The sequence below is a fragment of the Hyphomicrobium sp. genome (assembly GCF_041659645.1).
In the GTDB taxonomy this organism is placed as follows: domain Bacteria; phylum Pseudomonadota; class Alphaproteobacteria; order Rhizobiales; family Hyphomicrobiaceae; genus Hyphomicrobium_B.
On sequence record NZ_JBAZXX010000005.1, the window covers coordinates 220,725 to 238,033 of the forward strand.

General features: G+C 58.7%; 14 protein-coding genes. 8 read left to right on the plus strand and 6 right to left on the minus strand.

The window, feature by feature from the left end:
• Positions 1-43 precede the first annotated feature (43 nt).
• The 8 genes from WC811_RS18975 (at position 44) to WC811_RS19010 (ending at position 8,034) form a co-directional block, all read left to right on the plus strand.
• Entirely contained in the window at positions 44-373 is a 330-nt protein-coding gene (locus WC811_RS18975; RefSeq protein WP_372646989.1) for an FmdB family zinc ribbon protein, read from the plus strand.
• Positions 374-434: 61 nt separating this feature from the next.
• Positions 435-812: a hypothetical protein gene (locus WC811_RS18980; protein WP_372646990.1), complete on the plus strand. Its 378-nt coding sequence runs from the start codon at positions 435-437 to the stop codon at positions 810-812.
• 237 nt (positions 813-1,049) lie between these two features.
• Entirely contained in the window at positions 1,050-2,099 is a 1,050-nt protein-coding gene (locus WC811_RS18985) for a catalase family peroxidase (protein ID WP_372646991.1), read from the plus strand.
• Entirely contained in the window at positions 2,096-2,659 is a 564-nt protein-coding gene (locus WC811_RS18990; protein ID WP_372646992.1) for a cytochrome b, read from the plus strand. The genes WC811_RS18985 and WC811_RS18990 overlap by 4 nt, the downstream gene beginning before the upstream one ends.
• A gap of 170 nt (positions 2,660-2,829) precedes the next feature.
• Complete coding sequence (locus WC811_RS18995; protein ID WP_372646994.1) at positions 2,830-3,216, plus strand: hypothetical protein; 387 nt, start codon at positions 2,830-2,832, stop codon at positions 3,214-3,216.
• Between the two features lie 345 nt (positions 3,217-3,561).
• A complete protein-coding gene (locus tag WC811_RS19000; protein WP_372646995.1) occupies positions 3,562-6,132 on the plus strand; it encodes a TonB-dependent receptor domain-containing protein in 2,571 nt (856 codons plus the stop codon).
• Positions 6,133-6,754: 622 nt separating this feature from the next.
• A complete protein-coding gene (locus WC811_RS19005; protein ID WP_372646996.1) occupies positions 6,755-7,429 on the plus strand; it encodes a DUF2076 domain-containing protein in 675 nt (224 codons plus the stop codon).
• A gap of 371 nt (positions 7,430-7,800) precedes the next feature.
• Positions 7,801-8,034: a general stress protein gene (locus tag WC811_RS19010; protein WP_372646998.1), complete on the plus strand. Its 234-nt coding sequence runs from the start codon at positions 7,801-7,803 to the stop codon at positions 8,032-8,034.
• A 60-nt stretch (positions 8,035-8,094) separates the two neighbouring features.
• Here the strand turns inward: WC811_RS19010 and WC811_RS19015 are convergent, their stop codons facing one another.
• The 6 genes from WC811_RS19015 to WC811_RS19040 form a co-directional block, all read right to left on the minus strand.
• The gene (locus WC811_RS19015; protein ID WP_372646999.1) at positions 8,095-8,505 is read right to left on the minus strand and encodes a diacylglycerol kinase; all 411 of its coding nucleotides are present in this window, start codon (positions 8,503-8,505) and stop codon (positions 8,095-8,097) included.
• 123 nt (positions 8,506-8,628) lie between these two features.
• Positions 8,629-10,047, minus strand: coding sequence for a coniferyl aldehyde dehydrogenase (locus WC811_RS19020; protein ID WP_372647001.1), 1,419 nt, complete (start codon positions 10,045-10,047; stop codon positions 8,629-8,631).
• A 559-nt stretch (positions 10,048-10,606) separates the two neighbouring features.
• Positions 10,607-11,860, minus strand: coding sequence for a response regulator (locus tag WC811_RS19025; RefSeq protein WP_372647003.1), 1,254 nt, complete (start codon positions 11,858-11,860; stop codon positions 10,607-10,609).
• Positions 11,841-14,483: an ATP-binding protein gene (locus WC811_RS19030; protein WP_372647004.1), complete on the minus strand. Its 2,643-nt coding sequence runs from the start codon at positions 14,481-14,483 to the stop codon at positions 11,841-11,843. The genes WC811_RS19025 and WC811_RS19030 overlap by 20 nt, the downstream gene beginning before the upstream one ends.
• Positions 14,484-14,487: 4 nt before the next feature.
• Complete coding sequence (locus WC811_RS19035; protein ID WP_372647005.1) at positions 14,488-15,885, minus strand: class I SAM-dependent methyltransferase; 1,398 nt, start codon at positions 15,883-15,885, stop codon at positions 14,488-14,490.
• Positions 15,886-16,016: 131 nt separating this feature from the next.
• Positions 16,017-17,153: a response regulator gene (locus tag WC811_RS19040; protein ID WP_372647006.1), complete on the minus strand. Its 1,137-nt coding sequence runs from the start codon at positions 17,151-17,153 to the stop codon at positions 16,017-16,019.
• Between the last annotated feature and the right edge of the window lie 156 nt (positions 17,154-17,309).

A 17,309-nucleotide genomic window follows, 5' to 3' on the forward strand; every position in this document is an offset into this window, starting at 1 on the left:
TCGGTTGGCCGATGCGGCCAACCGAGGTTTAGGGGAACCGCCCATGCCGATTTATGATTATGACTGTCCGAGTTGCGGAACATTCGCGGTGCTGCGCTCTATGGCTGAGTTCGAGCTGCCGCATGATTGCCCTGGCTGCGGGTCGGAAGCGGAGCGCGTTATCCTGACGGCGCCCGCGATTTCGGGAATGAGCCGCGCGCGGCGTGTGGCGGCAGAGACCAACGAGCGATCGTCGCACGAGCCACGGAAATCAGCGAGTCACGCTCCGGGGTGCGGATGTTGCTCCGGTGGGAAAAAGTCGAAGGCCGCAGAGAACGGTCCGGCCGCGATGAAGAGCTTTCCGGCGGCCCGCCCTTGGATGATCAGCCATTAGCGCAGCCGCCGTCTTGATCAGCAATTGAAATAGTTACGGCACAACGGTTTGCAGGTTGCGGATGGATCGTTGCACGACGCCGAAGAAACACACGAAGTCCCGTCCGGGTTCGAACGCGCGCGTAAGCGCGAATTATTCCTCGCTCGACGATCGGCGCGGAGATGCTTCGTGGCCTCGCCGCGGTGCGATCCCGGATGCCGAATATCTCAGCTCTGTTCGTGACCGGACTTCGATGTCGACGAAGACGACAAAGTTTCTGACGGATTGGCTGCGCTGGCATGTCGTGGGACGTGTCGCGAGTGCGGAAGATATTCCGGCGCTTGAAGCGAAGTGTCTCCACGACGCGTGGCGCGAGGGGATCTCACGTTTCGATATTGAAGAAGCCGTGGGGTCCGTCGAGGGCTGCATCCGTGAGGCGCTCCTTCAGGTCAAAAAATAGCGAACTTCGAGGTTTGCCGCGCTCCTTTCCGCGACGGAGTAAAGGTCGCTCATCCCGATTTCGGAAACGGCGCGAAGGCAGGGCGCTCCGCACGTTAAAATCGGTAAATCGTGCGAATTCGAAATTTCCGATCGATTGGCGAAAGATTACATTCGCTCTAAACGGCTATGCCTGTTCCAGGATGAAGAATATTTTCATCCCAAGCAGCTGGTTCTCACGTCACAGCGAGGTCTCTCTATGCCAGACACTCCCCGCGCGCCGCCCTACGGCTCATTGGCTTTGATTGCCATCATCATAGGTGCCTCCGCCGCCACGTTCGCCTACACGGCCGGATGGTTTTCGCCGAAGTGTCTTACCCCGGATAAGTTGGTCGCGGCGTTCGCTCCGCCGGGCGGCCCGGCACTCGGGCACCGGCGCAACCACGCCAAGGGCATTTGCTTCACCGGCATGTTCGAGTCGAACGGTGCGGGAGCCGAAGTTTCAAAAGCTGCTGTCTTCGCTCAAGGTCAGTATCCCGTGCTCGGACGCTTCAATCTCGGTACGCCAAACCCGGATGTAGAAGATGCGACCGTGCGCGTGCGCGGTCTTGGCCTGCAATTTAAAACTCCCGACGGACAGGTCTGGCGCAGCGCGATGATCAATGCGCCGTTCTTTCCCGTTTCGACGCCGCAAGCCTTTTACGGTCTGCTGGAGGTTTCGAAGAGCAAGGAACCCGATGCGATGAAAAAGTTCATCGCGGCCAATCCAGAATTCGGGAATTTCGCCGCCTGGGCGGGAAGCGCGCCGTGGACCGGCAGTTACGCCGAGGAGCCGTACAACAGCCTCAATAGCTTCGTCATGACTGGCAAGGATGGCGTTCAGCACACTGTTCGCTGGTCGCTCTTGCCGGAAGCGCAAGCCGTTCCCGTTTCGCAAGACGAACTCAAAAAGCGCGATCCGAATTTCCTCGAGGAGGACATTACCAAGCGTGTCGCGTCGGCGCCGCAGCATTGGAAGCTTATGCTGACCATGGCTGATCCGAACGATCCGACTGCCGATCCGAGCAAGGAATGGCCGGCCGATCGGCGAAAAATCGAGGCCGGTACGCTAACCGTCGAGAAAATAGAACAGGAGCGGGACGGTCCGTGCCGCGACATCAACTTCGATCCGACCATTCTGCCGACCGGTATCACGACTTCGGACGATCCATTTCCTGCGGCGCGGTCTGCGGCGTATGCGAAGTCGTATGATCTTCGGACGGCTGAAGCCAAGGATTATCCGCACACAGCTCCGGGAGACAAGCAATGACCCAAGCCCACCAACGCTTCAATCCGTTGCAGCGTCTGCTGCACTGGCTCATGGCGATCTGCATCATTGCGATGTTATTCATCGGCGTCGGGATGGTCTCGACCATCATGCCGAAATATTTGTCGCTGGTTTCAATTCATAAGTCGCTTGGCATCGCCATTCTTGCGCTCGCGCTGATCCGCTTGGTCGTAAGGTTGCGGCACGGCGCGCCACCGTTGCCTTTGGATTTGCCCGAGCCGATGAAGATCGCTGCGCGGCTTTCGCATTACGCTCTCTATGCGCTGATGATCGGCATGCCGCTGATCGGCTGGGCGATGATGTCGGCAGCGGAGTATCCGATTGTGGTGTTTGGCGGCTGGCGGCTGCCACCGATCCTGCCGCAGAGTGACAGTCTTCATGCGCTCCTGTGGAATGCCCATTACTATCTCGCGTTCGCATTCTTTGCTCTGGTTTTGATGCATATCGCAGCGGCGCTGTTCCACGCATTTGTCAGGCGTGACGGCGTCTTCGAGACGATGGCGACTCTCTCTGGAGATGAGAAGGTGATGCCCGCGGAGTGAACTTTTCCGTGGCTTCCAAGATTATGCCGCTCTGAGAAAAGTACCTGGGCTTTCCCGAGTCGCGTCGCGAGGGGAGGCCCATTTCTTATATCATTCAGTGCCGAGCCACATAGAATCCCTATGGGGAGCTTCCTAATCTCAGGACGTGGCTCGTGATGGAGGCGTCGGTCGTGATTGAGGACACCGGCAAAGCAGGAACAGAAACCGATTTCGCTGGTCAGGCCGGCGCGCGGTGGACGGGAACAGAGTTCGACGAGGTTCGGCGTTTCGCCGCGTCTAAGGCGGTCACGGAAAACGTCGGTCTGTCGGACAAGGATGTTGGGAAATCGGCGTTGATTTTCACGGCAATAATCGCCGTGTGCGTGGCTTCCGGTCTTTCGCTCGGATTGTTCTTTCCTCAGAAGCGGAATGACGGGTCTGCTCTCTGCGCTCACATTGCCGGAAACTCGGATCGTCTTGCCTGCTACGACCGGGCGGCGGAGAGCGCGGCTGCTCCGTTCAAGGGGGCGTCGCCGTTTTCGACGTTTTCGCGCTCCGATCTGGGAAAATCGAGCTAAATCCACAGTTCAAAGATCCGCGAATGCCGTCGGCGCCTCACGCCCGAGGTTTTGGTGCCCTGTGGGGTCCCGAATCGATCTCCCTGTTCATTAGGGCTGCGCCAGTCTTCCCGCTGTGATCGGGATTTTTTCCCGAATTTTCCCGATTGCGTTGCCACAATGTCACGGGGGCGTTGGAACGTCACGTTCGGGAAAAAGTCAGGCCGGTCATTGGATTGACCCCCTGCGTCAAATTCCATTTTGCTGGTCTTGGGGACATGGTCCGAGTCGAGACCATTGGGAATGATCGCGTTTCAATTCGAGCGACGGCATCGAATTGGAGCGCGCGGAAAAGGAAACCGGGGGATGATGCGTCAGTTACTGGCTTCGGCTGCGGCTGTTGCACTATTGGCGGCAGGCGGTTCGCATTTGGCATTCGCGCAGGACGCGGGCGGAACACAAACGCAAACGCCGCCGGAGACGACCAACCCGCCAGCAGGCGGGGCGGCAAGCACCCCGTCGCAGAGCCAAAAACTCCCGGATGTCCAAGTTACCCAGCAACCAACGCCCACGCCGAAGCCTGTCAAGCAGGCCAACAAGCCGAAACCCAAGCCGGCGGCCGCTGTCGCCGTTGAGCCGTCAGCCGAACCGCCGCAGTTTGCCGAGCCGGTTGAAGCCAATACCGTAAAGATGTCCCCGCTTGGCGGCACGATCCCCGTCGAGAAAGTTCCCGGCAGCGTCTATCAGATGAATTCGGCAGCTCTGATGAGAGGCAACACTGGGATGCTTCAGGAGGCGCTGCAAACGCAGGTGCCGGGCCTGATCCTCGACGATCTTCAGGGCAACCAGTTTCAAACCAGTATTCAGTTTCGCGGCTTTGAGGCATCGCCCGTTAACGGCGTTCCACAGGGCCTAGCGGTCTACCAGAACGGCGTGCGCATCAACGAATCGTTCGGCGATATCGTCAACTGGGACTTCCTGCCGTCCAACGCGATCAACAATGTTGCCGTGGTGGTTGGAAACCCCGTGTTCGGCTTGAATGCTTTGGGCGGTGCAGTCGTCATCGATATGAAGGACGGCTTCAACTTCCAGGGGTGGGATGTCGACACGATGTTCGGGTCGTTCGGGCGCAAGCAGGTTTCGACCGAAGCCGGATACCGCAGCGGTAACTGGGCGGCTTACGGCGCGTTCGAAGCGATCAACGACGACGGCTTCCGCGATTTCTCCGAAGCCGAGGTTCGCCGTGGCTACTTCGATTTGGGCGTGAAGGGCGACAACGCCGAGTTCCACTTCAACTTCACCGGTGCGGACAACAATGTCGGCGTCACGGCCGCGGCTCCGGAATCGCTGCTCGATATCAACCGGAGCCTGACGTTTACGTCGCCGCAGACGACCGAAAATACGATGCAGATGTACTCGGTGAACGGCAAAGTGCGGGCAACCGACACGCTGACATTCTCCGGCGTCACGTATTATCGCCACTTCAATCAGAAGCATCTCGACGGCAATCTATTTGACGATCCGAGCGATTGCGGAGACGGGACGCTTTGCTCGGGTGGCGATCCGGTATCGAATGCAAAGAACGGCAATTCGATCCCATTCGATCCTGACGCGGTTTATGGTTCGATCGATCAGACGTCGCAGAACGCGGATAGCGAGGGCGTCACGCTGCAGGGGGAAGAGAAAGCCAAACTCTTCGGACACAACAATCAGTTCATCGCGGGCGTCAGCTACGATCATGGGCGCGTAGCTTATACGGCCGAGAGCGAGCTCGGCGTTTTCCAACCTAAGTTCGTCGTTGACGGTCAAGGCATTATTCTGACGGGGTCTACGGACTTTAATCCACGCTCGCTAACGACGACCAACGATTATTTCGGCGCATTCTTCACGAACACATTCGATATCACCGATGAGTTGGCGTTGACGGTTGGCGGCCGTTACAACTACGCCCGAATTCAAATCGAGAATACCGGAAGCCCGGAGAATGACGATCTCAATGCGACGAACAAGTATAACCGCTTCAATCCGTCGGCGGGTCTGACCTACAAGTTCAACCCAGGCCTCAACTGGTACGGCGGGTATTCGGAAGCCAATCGCGCGCCGACTGCAGCTGAACTTGCCTGCTCCGACCCTGAAAAACCGTGCTTGATCGAAAGCTTCCTGACTGCGGATCCGCCGTTGAAACAGGTGGTGTCGCATACTTGGGAAACGGGCTTCCGTGGTACGATCAAAAATTGGGATCGGACGGAATGGAATTGGGGCGTTGGCTTGTTCCGCACTCTCAATACCGACGATATTTTCGACGCGGCGTCGACAGAGACCGGTCACGGCTACTTCCAAAATGTTGGCAAGACGCTGCGCCAGGGTGTCGAAGCGAACATCTCGTACCGGTCGCAACGGCTGTTTGCTTACGCCAACTACACTTATACGGACGCGACCTTCGATACGAATGCCATCTTCCCATCACCGAATAATCCTCTGGAGGGTAACGTCCCGTGTGGTGCCGATGGCGGTGGTGGCGATGGTCCCGGCAATTGCTTCTTGGTTCACAAAGGCGATCGCCTTCCTGGCATCCCTGCTCATACCTTCAAAGCCGGTTTCGACTATTGGATGACGCCAAAGTGGAAAGTCGGAACCGACTTAGTGGCTGCAAGCGATCAAATCTTCTTCGGCGACGAAGCGAACCTCAACAGTCCGCTAGCGGGGTATGCCAAGGTCAACCTGCACACGTCTTACGACATCACCGATCACGTGCAGATCTACGGCTTGTTCGAGAACCTGCTCGACAAGGACTACTCGCTGTATGGAACCTATTATAGCGTCGAGGACGCGGAGGGCCCTGCCGGTGTCGCCAACGTCAACCTCGGCGACAATCCGCGCACTGTCGTTCCGGCTATACCGTTCGCTGCCTATGGCGGTGTGAAGGTGAAATTCTAGACTGATCTCTGCCTCTACGACCCATCCCGAAACTTGATGCGGCGGACTGCAAAGTCCGCCGCTTCTTTATTTGCGTCGCGGTGGCGATGGCGCGGGCTCAGAACTGTCCGTCGGCCATGTGAAATACCGTCAAGCAGATCACGATGGTGAGAAGGAACCACAACGTGATGGCGGCTTTATCCATTTTAGCGCTCCCAGATTGAAGAAAGAGGACGCTGATTCAATATACGACCATTCTGTACCTGAGAAGCTTGGTACCGGCTGAAACGTGGTTATGGAGGTGCCCGCGGGTTGCGCCATGCCAGGTGCGCCACGGTCTATGACGAATGGCCGATGCCGCGGCTTCATGTCGTCCGCCGCGCCGCTTTTATTGGGTTCCATCGGGCCGGTGGCTGTTCGGTCCGGCCGGGCCTTTCGTCACGTTTTGAATTTTCGCCGCGCCGTTCATCAGCGCGCCATTTCTCGTCCGTTAGGTTCGCCGTCCGCCGGATGTCTGGATCGGAAAGAAAAAGTGACGGAAATGTAACCGGCTCCCCATGTCACTTGCGCGGTCCATTTCCTACATCTTGGGCGTTGCACAATGCTCAGCCATTTGCGGCGAGCTTTAGCGGAGGCGAATCCCATGAACAGGGAAGAACAGCAACTTATCGAAGACTTGTTTGCACGCCTGCGCAATTTCGGTGGCGCTGGAGGCAAGGATCCGGATGCGCAGGCGCTTATCAGCGATCTCATTCGCCGGTCGCCGGACGCCCCGTATTATCTCGCTCAGACGGTGATCATCCAGCAGCAGGCCCTGGAGCGGGCAGAGGCTCGTATGAGCGAACTCGAAGAGGCCGCGTCTCGCCCGCAGCAGTCTGCGTCGCGTGGGGGAAGCTTCCTCTCGGGCGGATCAGTCCCGTCGGCGGGCGGCCGGTTTGGTAGCGAGACGCCGCAGCAGCGTATGGCGGAGCCCGCATCGGTTCCGAGTGGCCCGTGGTCTTCTCAGGCGCGAGCAGGCGGCGGGGCCGGAGGATTTCTATCGTCGGCGCTGACGACGGCTGCGGGCGTTGCCGGTGGCGTCTTCCTTGCTGATGGCATCCGCAGTCTCTTTGGTGGTGGAAACAGCGCCTACGCGTCTGGCGGCACGAGCGACCAGTCGACGATCGATCGTCTGCAAGATGAAGCGCAGGACGCGCGCGATGACGCCGATCAGGATAAAAAAGATCTCGCGGCCGACGATGCAGAACTCGATCGGATGCAGGACGCGCAGGACGATGACGACGACGCGTGGACCGACGACGACAGCATGGACGTCTAGGAGCGATTAACGATCCTCTGATGCCGCCGTTCGTCGGGCAAGGTAGCGCGAGGAACGGCGGGCGGAGGAATCTGGTGGTGACGCGAGTACCGACTGAGTGCGTCGCCCGAGCCGGCTGAATATTCGACTCGGCCGCCTTTTACGCATGATGATGCGTTTCGTTCCCTTCGCCGATCCCTCGCTTTGCTTTCCAGCCGTTTCCAGCGGACGCGTATGCTTGTGCCGGTCCGGACTTAGCGAAAAAGGGCCGGAACCGCATTCCTGTGGGACTGTTGACTAAGCAGTGGCCAGGCTCGGTTCGAAATGGTTGCTGCCTGACAGCGACTTTTGCCGCGAGGCGAAAGGACCATGCAAACAAAAAGTGAGTAGCGATGGCGGAAGAGGACAAAACATCAAAACGCGGTTTTGCTTCGATGGACGGAGAGAAACAACGTGAGATCGCTCGAAAAGGCGGCGCAAGCGTTCCGAATCATGAGCGAAGCTTTTCGCGAGATCGCGATCTTGCGGTGGCAGCGGGACGCAAGGGCGGTCGGGAAAGCGGCGGAAATTTCAAGAACGATCCAAAGCGCGCGGCTGAAGCCGGCCGTAAAGGCGGGCAGCATTAGGAGGCCGCTCGCTTTTCGATGCTGTGCGGAATGAGCGTCGACTTTGCGCTCAGTCGGCGTCTAGGCGGCGCTGGATGCCGTCAACCATTTGGGATTGAACCAGCGGTCGGCCGGGCCATCGTAGGGCAAGCGCGTCACGTCCCAGTGGCTGACGTATTTGGCGTAGACGTCCCACACGGGCGGGCCGCCGCCGATATAAACAACGCGACCGGCAAACTGCTTCAGCGTTTCTTCGGGATCCATGTTGGATCGTAAGACGAAGAGGGTTCGGTCGCGGCGCGCGAATTCGGGCACGGCGCCGATGGTCTTGGGACCGGCGATCAGCACATGACCGCGTGTGATATCGAAGAAACGCGCGACGTCGGCAACGTATTCGGGGTCGCTATTGCCTTCCCAGGGCAGTTGGCCGTGAAGGCCGAGCTGGCCTGACTGGCCGATTGCGCAGATGACTCTCACAACCGTTTGCTGCATGGAAATTTCCTTCGATCCTTCTGTCGCCGAGATGGGCGCGCCTGCGTTAGGCGCGGCGCGCGTTCATAAGATCGCTCTCTGTGGGAAATTCCCTGGAGGATGTAAAGGGCCGTCCGGAATGCGTCAGCGCAGGAGATAGCGGATGATCCAATCGGTGGTCCGGTTGAACGGCGGCCGCATCAGGCCGCCGAGGTTCCAGCGGCTTTGCTCGAAAACGCCTTTGGCGTGGCTGAACGTCTTGAACCCCGCCATGCCGTGATAAGCGCCCATGCCGGACATTCCGACGCCGCCGAACGGAAGATCGTTCTGGACATAGTGCATCAGCGTATCGTTGACCGTGACGTTGCCGGACGTCGTGCGCATCAGAACCTTGCGCCGATCCACGCTGCTTCTGCCGAAATAATAGAGTGCGAGCGGTTGGGGCCTGCGGTTGATATAGGCGATGGCATCATCGATGGTTCGATACGTTACGACGGGCAGGATGGGGCCGAAAATTTCCTCGCGCATCAGCGTCATGTCGTCGGTGACGTTGAGAACGATCGCAGAGGGTAGCCTGCGCGCGGCGGCGGGGGTATCGCCGCCGGTTTCGATGACGCGAGCGCCTTTGCTTTTGGCGTCGTCGATGAGGCCGCGAAGCCGGGCGTAATGGCGGGCGTTGGCGATCGCCGTATAGTTCCGGTCGGCGGCGCCGTCGGGGTAATACTTCGCCGCGGCGGCGTCGTATGAAGCGACGAACGCAGCAGCGTCTTTCTCATGCACAAGCGCATAATCGGGCGCGATGCAGGTCTGGCCCGCATTCGCGAGCTTGCCGTATGCGACGCTGGCCGCCGCCGTCTCGATGTCCGCGTCGGGGCCGACGAGGGTCGGAGATTTGCCGCCGAGTTCGAGTGTGACGGGCACGAGATTTTCGGCCGCTTCCTTCATCACCTTGCGCCCGACGTTGGCGCTGCCAGTGAAGAGGAGATGATCGAACGGAAGGCGCGAGAAAGCCGCGCCGATTTCGGGGCCGCCGGTGATGACCGCCACTTGATCCTCGGGGAAGACGTCGCGGAGCATGGACTTCAGGAGATCGCTCGTCGCGGGTGTCAGCTCCGACGGCTTCAAGATTGCCCTGTTGCCCGCCGCGATCGCCGAGAGCAGGGGCATGAGGGCGAGTGACAGCGGATAGTTCCACGGAGCAACGATGCCGACGACGCCGAGCGGCTGGTAAATAACGCTGGTGCGGCCGGGTAGAAAATGGAGGGAGACGCGATGTCGTTCCGGGCGCATCCATTTGGCGACGTTGCGGCGGAGATAGTTGATCGCCTGGACGAGCGGAACGACTTCCATGATCCGCGTTTCGTAGGCCGAGCGGTAACCAAAATCCTTGCTCACCGCGGCTTCGAATTGCGTCCGCCGGTCGAGCAGCGCCCGCTTCAGCTTGAGAAGATCGGCGCGGCGTTGGATTGCCGACGGCGCGCCGTCACGCATGAAAGCGGCTCTCTGCTTGCTGAGAAGGCTGCTCAGCAGAAACTCATTGTTGACCGGAACGTGAGCAGTCATCAAACGATCTCCAATGTGGACGGCGAAGACATTGGGCGCGATGCGGGCCACGATGTTTTCACTGTCGACACAAGTGTCTTTTTCTACCCGGTTAACGTCTGGGTACAATCATCCTGGTCGACCATACCATCATGGCGATCTCAGGCGCGCCGCCAACGAAACGGCACTGGGGATAGTCCGCGACGTCCAGGGCTGAATTTATCCTGCGCGAAGGCGTCGCTCCGGCGGCAGGGTGCGGTCCATCTGCAACTCGGCGGTGTGCTTCTAGCGGCAATCAGCGGAAAAATGAAGTCGCTATGGGCGGGAAAATCTGGGTTTGGCCGAAGCTGGCGCGCATTTTCGGCCTGTAGAACAATACATCCTGTCGCGTTATGTTCCGCGCGGAGACAAAAAAGACCCTGCATCGCTGCGTTCTCGCAGCGCGCGGACGCGGTTCTTCACTTTGTCTTTGGACGTTTTGACGCGCGGCCACGGATGAGGGGCGGGGCACTTCCGGCCAGGCCAGCGCGGCGTTGCGCGCGAGCGGTCTGTGGTGTGAGGCTTTTGCCGATGCCTTCGATCAGGCCGCGATGTCGAGCGTGCCGAGGACCCACTTTTCGTATTCGTCGCTCAGGTCCTGGATCCACTGCTTGGGCACGGTATTGACCTTTTTACCGCCGATCTTGGCGCGGACGGGCAACGTCACGTGGATCTGCTTGTGACCGTTTTCCATGGGCGGCGAGGAAATCGTGCCGCCAATGTGGCCGATCGCGAGAGAGGCGCGGAGATAGTCGCTGGCGCGCTTCGGTGCCGTGTGGAGAGGGGGCGTGAAAAGCACGCAATCCTGCATGGCCCTCTGGGCTTCGCAGCTCCGGATTTCGAAGTGGATGGCGACGGCGGGGTCGGTGCCGTCCTGCAATTCGCTCGTGATGTTGACCATCACAGAGCCGCCGGACGCCGGCCACAGGCTCATCGGTTCCATCAGCAGAGACAGGATCTCGCGCATCGCTGCCGGATCGGCGGCGACCACCATTTGCGGCTGGCTGGCTATGACGCTGATATGTTGCGCGCCGAACTCGCGATTGATCGATTCAGCGCACGAGGAGACCAGGGAAACGATGTCGACATCCGTTCCGTTCTCGGCACCGGCGTGAAGCGTTTCGCGTGTCAGCTCTTCGGAAAGGTCGACGCTGCGCTGGGTTTCCTCGACGGGAATGCGCCAATGGTCGCGAATACGGAGCTGGGACCAGAGTTTCTGAGCTGAAGGCCGCCACGACGTATCGGCGATTGCGTCCTTCAGGTAGTGGTACATCGTCAGTGGAGCGTTGTCGTAGGGCAGTAGGCCGGAAAGCATGGCAAGGCCATTCATCCGGTCGCGAAGGAGCGTGCGCTGCAGTGCGCTGAGCTTATCGCGCAGGAGCATGTCGTATTCGTTCTTCAAGAGAAAGAACGTGATCGCCTGCTCGATCTCGGCTTCGAGGACGCGCAGGTCCCACGGCTTCGAAATGTAGCGGAGGATTTCACCCTTGTTGACGGCGTCAATTGCGCTATCGAGATCGGCGTAGGCCGTCGTTAACATCCGGATGATATCGGGGCGTTCGTTGCGGACGCGATTCAGCAGGCTGACGCCGCTGCGGCCGGGCATACGCTGGTCCGAGATTACGAGGCCGATATTGTGGTTGCCCGAAAGGATGAGGGTTTCGGCTTCGTCGGCGCTGGTCGCTGTTAGCACGTCGTATTTGGTGCCGAACGCTTTCTTGAAGTATTTCACAGCCTGCGGTTCGTCGTCGACGATCAGGATCTCGACGGGCTGGTCAATACGAAACGACTCCATGGGAGACCTGATTTTCTGTGCCCGACGCGATCGGCAAGTTGAAACGAAACTCAGTCCACTCTCCAAGACTACTCTTAACACTCAGTGAACCGCCGTGGTTGGCGATGATGCGATGGCTGACGGCCAAGCCCAATCCCATGCCTTCGCCGACGTCTTTCGTCGAGAAGAACGGATCGAAAATCTGCGTCTGGATTTTCGGGTCGATGCCCGTGCCGTTGTCACGTACCGAGACGATGATCTCGCCGCCTTCGACCACGGAAGAGATTGAAATCTCAGGCTTGCGCTGCTCCTCGACGGTGTGAACGGCGGCAACCGCGTTGACGATGAGGTTGACGAGCACCTGGGCGATCGTCGACTGCGAACCGTAGACCTCTCCTTGAGCGGTGATATTCTTCGTTATGGTTATCCCTTTCTGAATATGTGCGGTGAAGCGGAGCGCATGATCGATCGCGGATTCCATGTGGAAGGGCCGGGGATGTTCGGGGCGGTGGGGAGCCGTGAAGCCGCGAAGGTCTGTGACGACACGATGGATGCGGTCGTAGCCCGCGTGAATGTCTTTCAGGGTATCGGCAGTATCGGGGTCGGCCTGGATCGTCGGGTCGCGGGCGGCGAGCTGCAGCGCCGTACCCATGAAGTTCAGTGGATTTCCGATTTCGTGCAATAGACCAGCCGCCATCGTGCCGAGCGCGCTCAGCCGTGCGTTCTGGACGAGGGCCGCTTCGGTCTCGCGAAGCTGTTGTAGGCTCAACTTCAATTCGGAGTTGGTCCGGTGGAGATCGTTTTCCAACTGGGAGGCGCGGATAAGGTTGGCGATGCGCGAGCGGACTTCGAGGCCGCTGAATGGCTTGATGAGGAAGTCGTCGGCGCCGTGCTTCAAGGCGATGATTTTCGCTTCTTCGTCCACTCTCGCGGTCAAGACGATGATCTTTATGGCGCGCGTTTCGGCGCGTTCCTTGAGCGAACGGCAGACCTCGAGCCCGCTCACTCCTGGAAGCATAACGTCGAGAAGCATCAGGTCGGGCTTCTCTTGCTTGGCTTTTTCAAGCGCGGTGATGCCGTCGGGCGCTTCGATGACGCGATAGCTTTCGCGCAGCATCGATACGAGGTAGCGACGCATATCCGGTTCGTCGTCGACGACGAGAATGAGCGGGAGGTCGGCGCGGGAATCCGGCTCCGACGTTTCGTCCGCCGGCTCTCGCATAAAGGATTCGGGAGTGTCCGTGACCATCATGGCCTGCGCGGAGGCCTTGCGGTCGAACGTGCGCAGAGGATCGTCGGCGAGCCCATCGGGCTTATCTTCGGAGTTGATCATGTCGAATTGCGTGGCCTCTAGGGCATGAGGGAAACGTAAGACGAATGTCGTGCCATGGCCCGTGTCGCTCGTGGCGACAACGTCGCCGCCGTGACGGGTCATCAGCTCGCGCACCAATGCGAGACCAAGACCGAGACCCTGGTGGCGCCGCGTCGCAGAGCCATCGACCTGATAAAAACGATCGAAAATATGCGGCAACTGCTCGGCTGGTATACCTATGCCGGTATCCGAGATTTTTACGGTGACTGCCTTGTCCTCGCGCGCCGCCGAGATGTCGATGCGGCCGTCGGGAGGCGTAAACTTGATCGCGTTGGCGATGACGTTGCTGACGATCTTTTCGAGGGCGTCCTGGTCGGCGTTGATCAGAAGATCGCCGGCAGGCTCTTGGAGATCGAGGTGGATGCCCTTCAAAGCCGCGAGATGCTTCATCGAAGCCGCGGTGTGCTTCAGGAATTGCCCCATGTCGATCGGCTTTTTCGCGAGCGCGGCGCGGCCTTCTTCAAGTCGAATGAGACTCAGGATGTCGTTCACGAGACGCAGCAAGCGAAGTGCGTTGTTTTCGATCACGTCGAGCAGTTGTTGCCCCGACGGGCCAAGATGCACGGAGTCGGCCTTCAGTCTTTCGACCGGGGCGAGGATGAGAGTCAGCGGCGTTCGGAGTTCATGACTGACATTGGCGAAGAACTGCGATTTCAAGCGATCGAGTGCCGACAGCTCCTGATGCTGCGACGCCAATTTGTATTTCAGGCGGAATTCGTTGAAGCGGCGCCGGTAGTTGAAGTGGACGGCGGTGATGGAAATAATGCACGTCAGGACGAGAAAATAGAGATTGTTGAAAAGCATATTCGTCGTGTCAGCGGCGCTGGGCACGCGGGAACAGGCGATGGCATAGATACCGAGCGTCGAAATGCACAGCAATGCTGCCTCGAACGGCTGCATTGGTGCGAGAACGCCGACGGCGAACAAGATGAGGAAGAGGCCATTGTAGTAAGTCGAGTTCGCGCCATCGGTGATGCCGATGATGACCGCGATCGAGGCGACCGCGATCAGCAGGCCCGCCATCGTTAGATAGCGGACGAAGGCGGCCGTTTTTTCCCAGAAATGCAGGGCATAGAGGATCGCGATCAGGCCGGCCGCCACGAGGCGGATAACGGTCAGAGTGCCGAGCTGGTCGACATAGGTAATCCGGTCGAGCGCGATCCCCGCAGGAATGAGGACGATGCCGAGGATACACGCGACCTTCGACTGCCTTAGTCGAAGCTCGTGCTCTTCAGCCTCGAAGGCGCGTCTCAGGTCGCTGCTGTCATCCATGCAATCAGACGGGTGGTTTATCGATCTCCAAGAAGACGTTGATACCCGTCTCGTCTGTATAAATCTTTACCGGCCCGAGATCTGACGCAAGTCTTTCCATGTCGGCTTCGTCGCGCAGAACCAGATGCCACTCCATGACGTGCTCCATCAAACCTTTCACGGGGTTTGACGAATGCACATTTGTGACGATCATGCGGCCGCCCGGTTCGCACCACTGGTAGAAAAGTCGTACCAATTTGGTGCAAACGCGATCGGAAAGGTAATCAAAGAGGCCAGCGCAGTAGATAATGTCATACGTTTTTGGGTTCTCGGGCAGCTCGATGGCTTGGCGGAGAAGCTCCTGCACCGTCTTAAGGATGTAGGTGACCTTGGGCGGATCATCTTGGCTGTCCGTGACGGCTTCGATCTGCCGCTTGGCGTAGGCCAGCGTTTCGGCATTGAAATCGAGCAGATCGAACGAAAAGCGCGAGGCTTCCTTATTGTTGGCGAAAAAGAGCTGGAGCTCCTGCACCGGGCCGCAACCGACGTTGAGGATGCGGACCTCGCGGTTGGCTGCCGCGGCTTCCTCTGCTGCTTTCGAAAGCATCTTCTCAAGCATATAGATGCGGTTCCGGTGGGCTTCCGGCGGTCCACCATTCAGCAACCAATCGTTGATGATCTGGCCATAGGTGGTTTTTCCGCCCCGCTCCTTGCGGAACATCATGTTGACCATCTCATAGTCGCCGGCATAGCCGAGCGGCTTGGAATAAACGCGATTGAAGAAGGGCGACGCCATCATCAGAGGCAGCAGATCGCGCTGGGCGAGCTGCTTATGATTTTCCACTTCATCGGCTTCGAGCTGACGGCAGGCATTTTCAAGCTCAAGGAAGAGCTGGGTCAGGCGCGGGATGATGGGCGCCTTGATTTCCTCGAAGCGTTCCGCGTCGAGAAGGGTGGCGTTGGCGCTGGGCTCTCCTTCGATGGCCAAGTCGACTTGGTCGAGCCAGAAGCTCAAGTCGCTCAGAAACGATCGTAGGTCCGCGACTTTTAGCTGATAGTTCGGATCGAGCTTGTTGACCCGTTCCCATTCATCGACAAAGCGCCCGACTTCCGATCCGAGACCGGTAGGTTCGGAAATGATGGTGTCGATGGCCGACCACTGGTTGACCAGAGTCGCTGAGACGACCACCAGAATGCTTGTGGTGACAACTCCGGTTACGACGGCGTCACCCTGGTAAACGAGGTTCTTGCCGCGACGGACCTTGAGATCGCTCAGGACCTCGCTGGTCTGGACAGGCGAAAATGGGTTGTAAATCTCAAAGACGATGTTGCGTCGCGAAAGCTTGCTTAGGGTGCCGCGAAAAATCGTACCCTGGCTGCTTCTAAATGAGACCGTGCGATCAATATCACGCTCGATACGCAAGGGGGCGCTCCATGACTGAACAATGTGGACTTGCTAGAGTAAGGTTACCACACTCGTTCAGTTTTGCGCCGCGTGATTTAGAAACAGTTGAGATGTTTTCTTATTTTCAATGCCTTGGTGATACATCCTGTCTATTTGGCCTGCGGGAGGCACAGGACGAGGGTTGAATTGCCTACATTTTCATCAGCGGACACAAGGAGTTCGCCGCCGAACGCCCAGAGCGCGCTGCGAATTGTCCGCCACGATTGATTGTCGTCAAGGCAAGCGGGGGGGTGGTCCGGACCGAGGCTGATGCGGACTTCGTTGTGCGCTGCACCAGAAAACAGCTCGATCGTGGCCGCGCCGGACGCCTGGGATTGCCTCGTTCTAGCGCCGCCGCGCAATAAGCTTGCGAGGACAAACTTCATGATTTCGCGAGGCACCTGATAGAGGAAATCGCAGGACGTATCGAGCACCGGTCCGCTGAACGATCCCTTCCTGTTCTGCTCAATGACCTCTTGGAGTGTATCCGACATCGATGACGTCGGAATCCCGGCGGGGTTCGCGAGGCCGCGCGCGAGCTTGCCGATGGAGTTTGCCAACGATCGGCAGTGCTCGACATCTTTTTGCACTTGGCTGGCGGACGCGGTCATTTTGGACATCCGCAGCCGCGACGACCATGAGGCCATATAGGACGTTGTGGGATGAGGAGCCTCAAGCGTTCCCTGTCTACCCAATTCCGCGAGTTGCAGCGCTTCGGTTTCGAGCGACTTCAGCGGGGTATCGAAGCCGCTTGCAAGAATTGCGAGCAGCGCCAGATTGGCGTCTTCCGCATCGCCGCCTGCCATTGGCCCAAGGGCCGGTTCCACAAGAGCCGAGGCGGACCGCTCGACCTCAAGCGCGTCCTGCATCGCGGCGCACAACTCATCGAGGTTCCAGGGCTTCGGTACGAACCGATAGATCGCCGCATCGTTAATGGCGTGCTGTAAATTGTCGATGTTGGCGTAGGCGCTCGTCAGGACGCGGACAGTCGACGGCCATGATTTGCGGACGTCGCTAAGGAATGACACGCCACTCTCCCGCGGCATGCGCTCGTCGCTCACGACGACGGAGATTTCGTCGCCGTCGGATTCGAGGATCTCCATGGCGGCGTCGGGGCTGCTCGCCGTCTTGACCTTGGCGTACTTGCCGACGGACGCTTGGAAATACTTTAGCGATAGGGGTTCGTCGTCGACAAATAGGATGGTGCCACTCTTTTTGTCGTTCGACGTTTTCGTCTTTGATGCCATTGGCGACCTTGGCCGCGACAAGGGGCGGCGTCGATTACTTATATGTGCGATTGCACGGTATATGTGCCGTGCTCAGAGTAATTCAATCGGACCATTAATGGTTGGAATCAATATTTTATTGGCAGAAAATTGAAACTGTTCGCCGTCAATATTAAA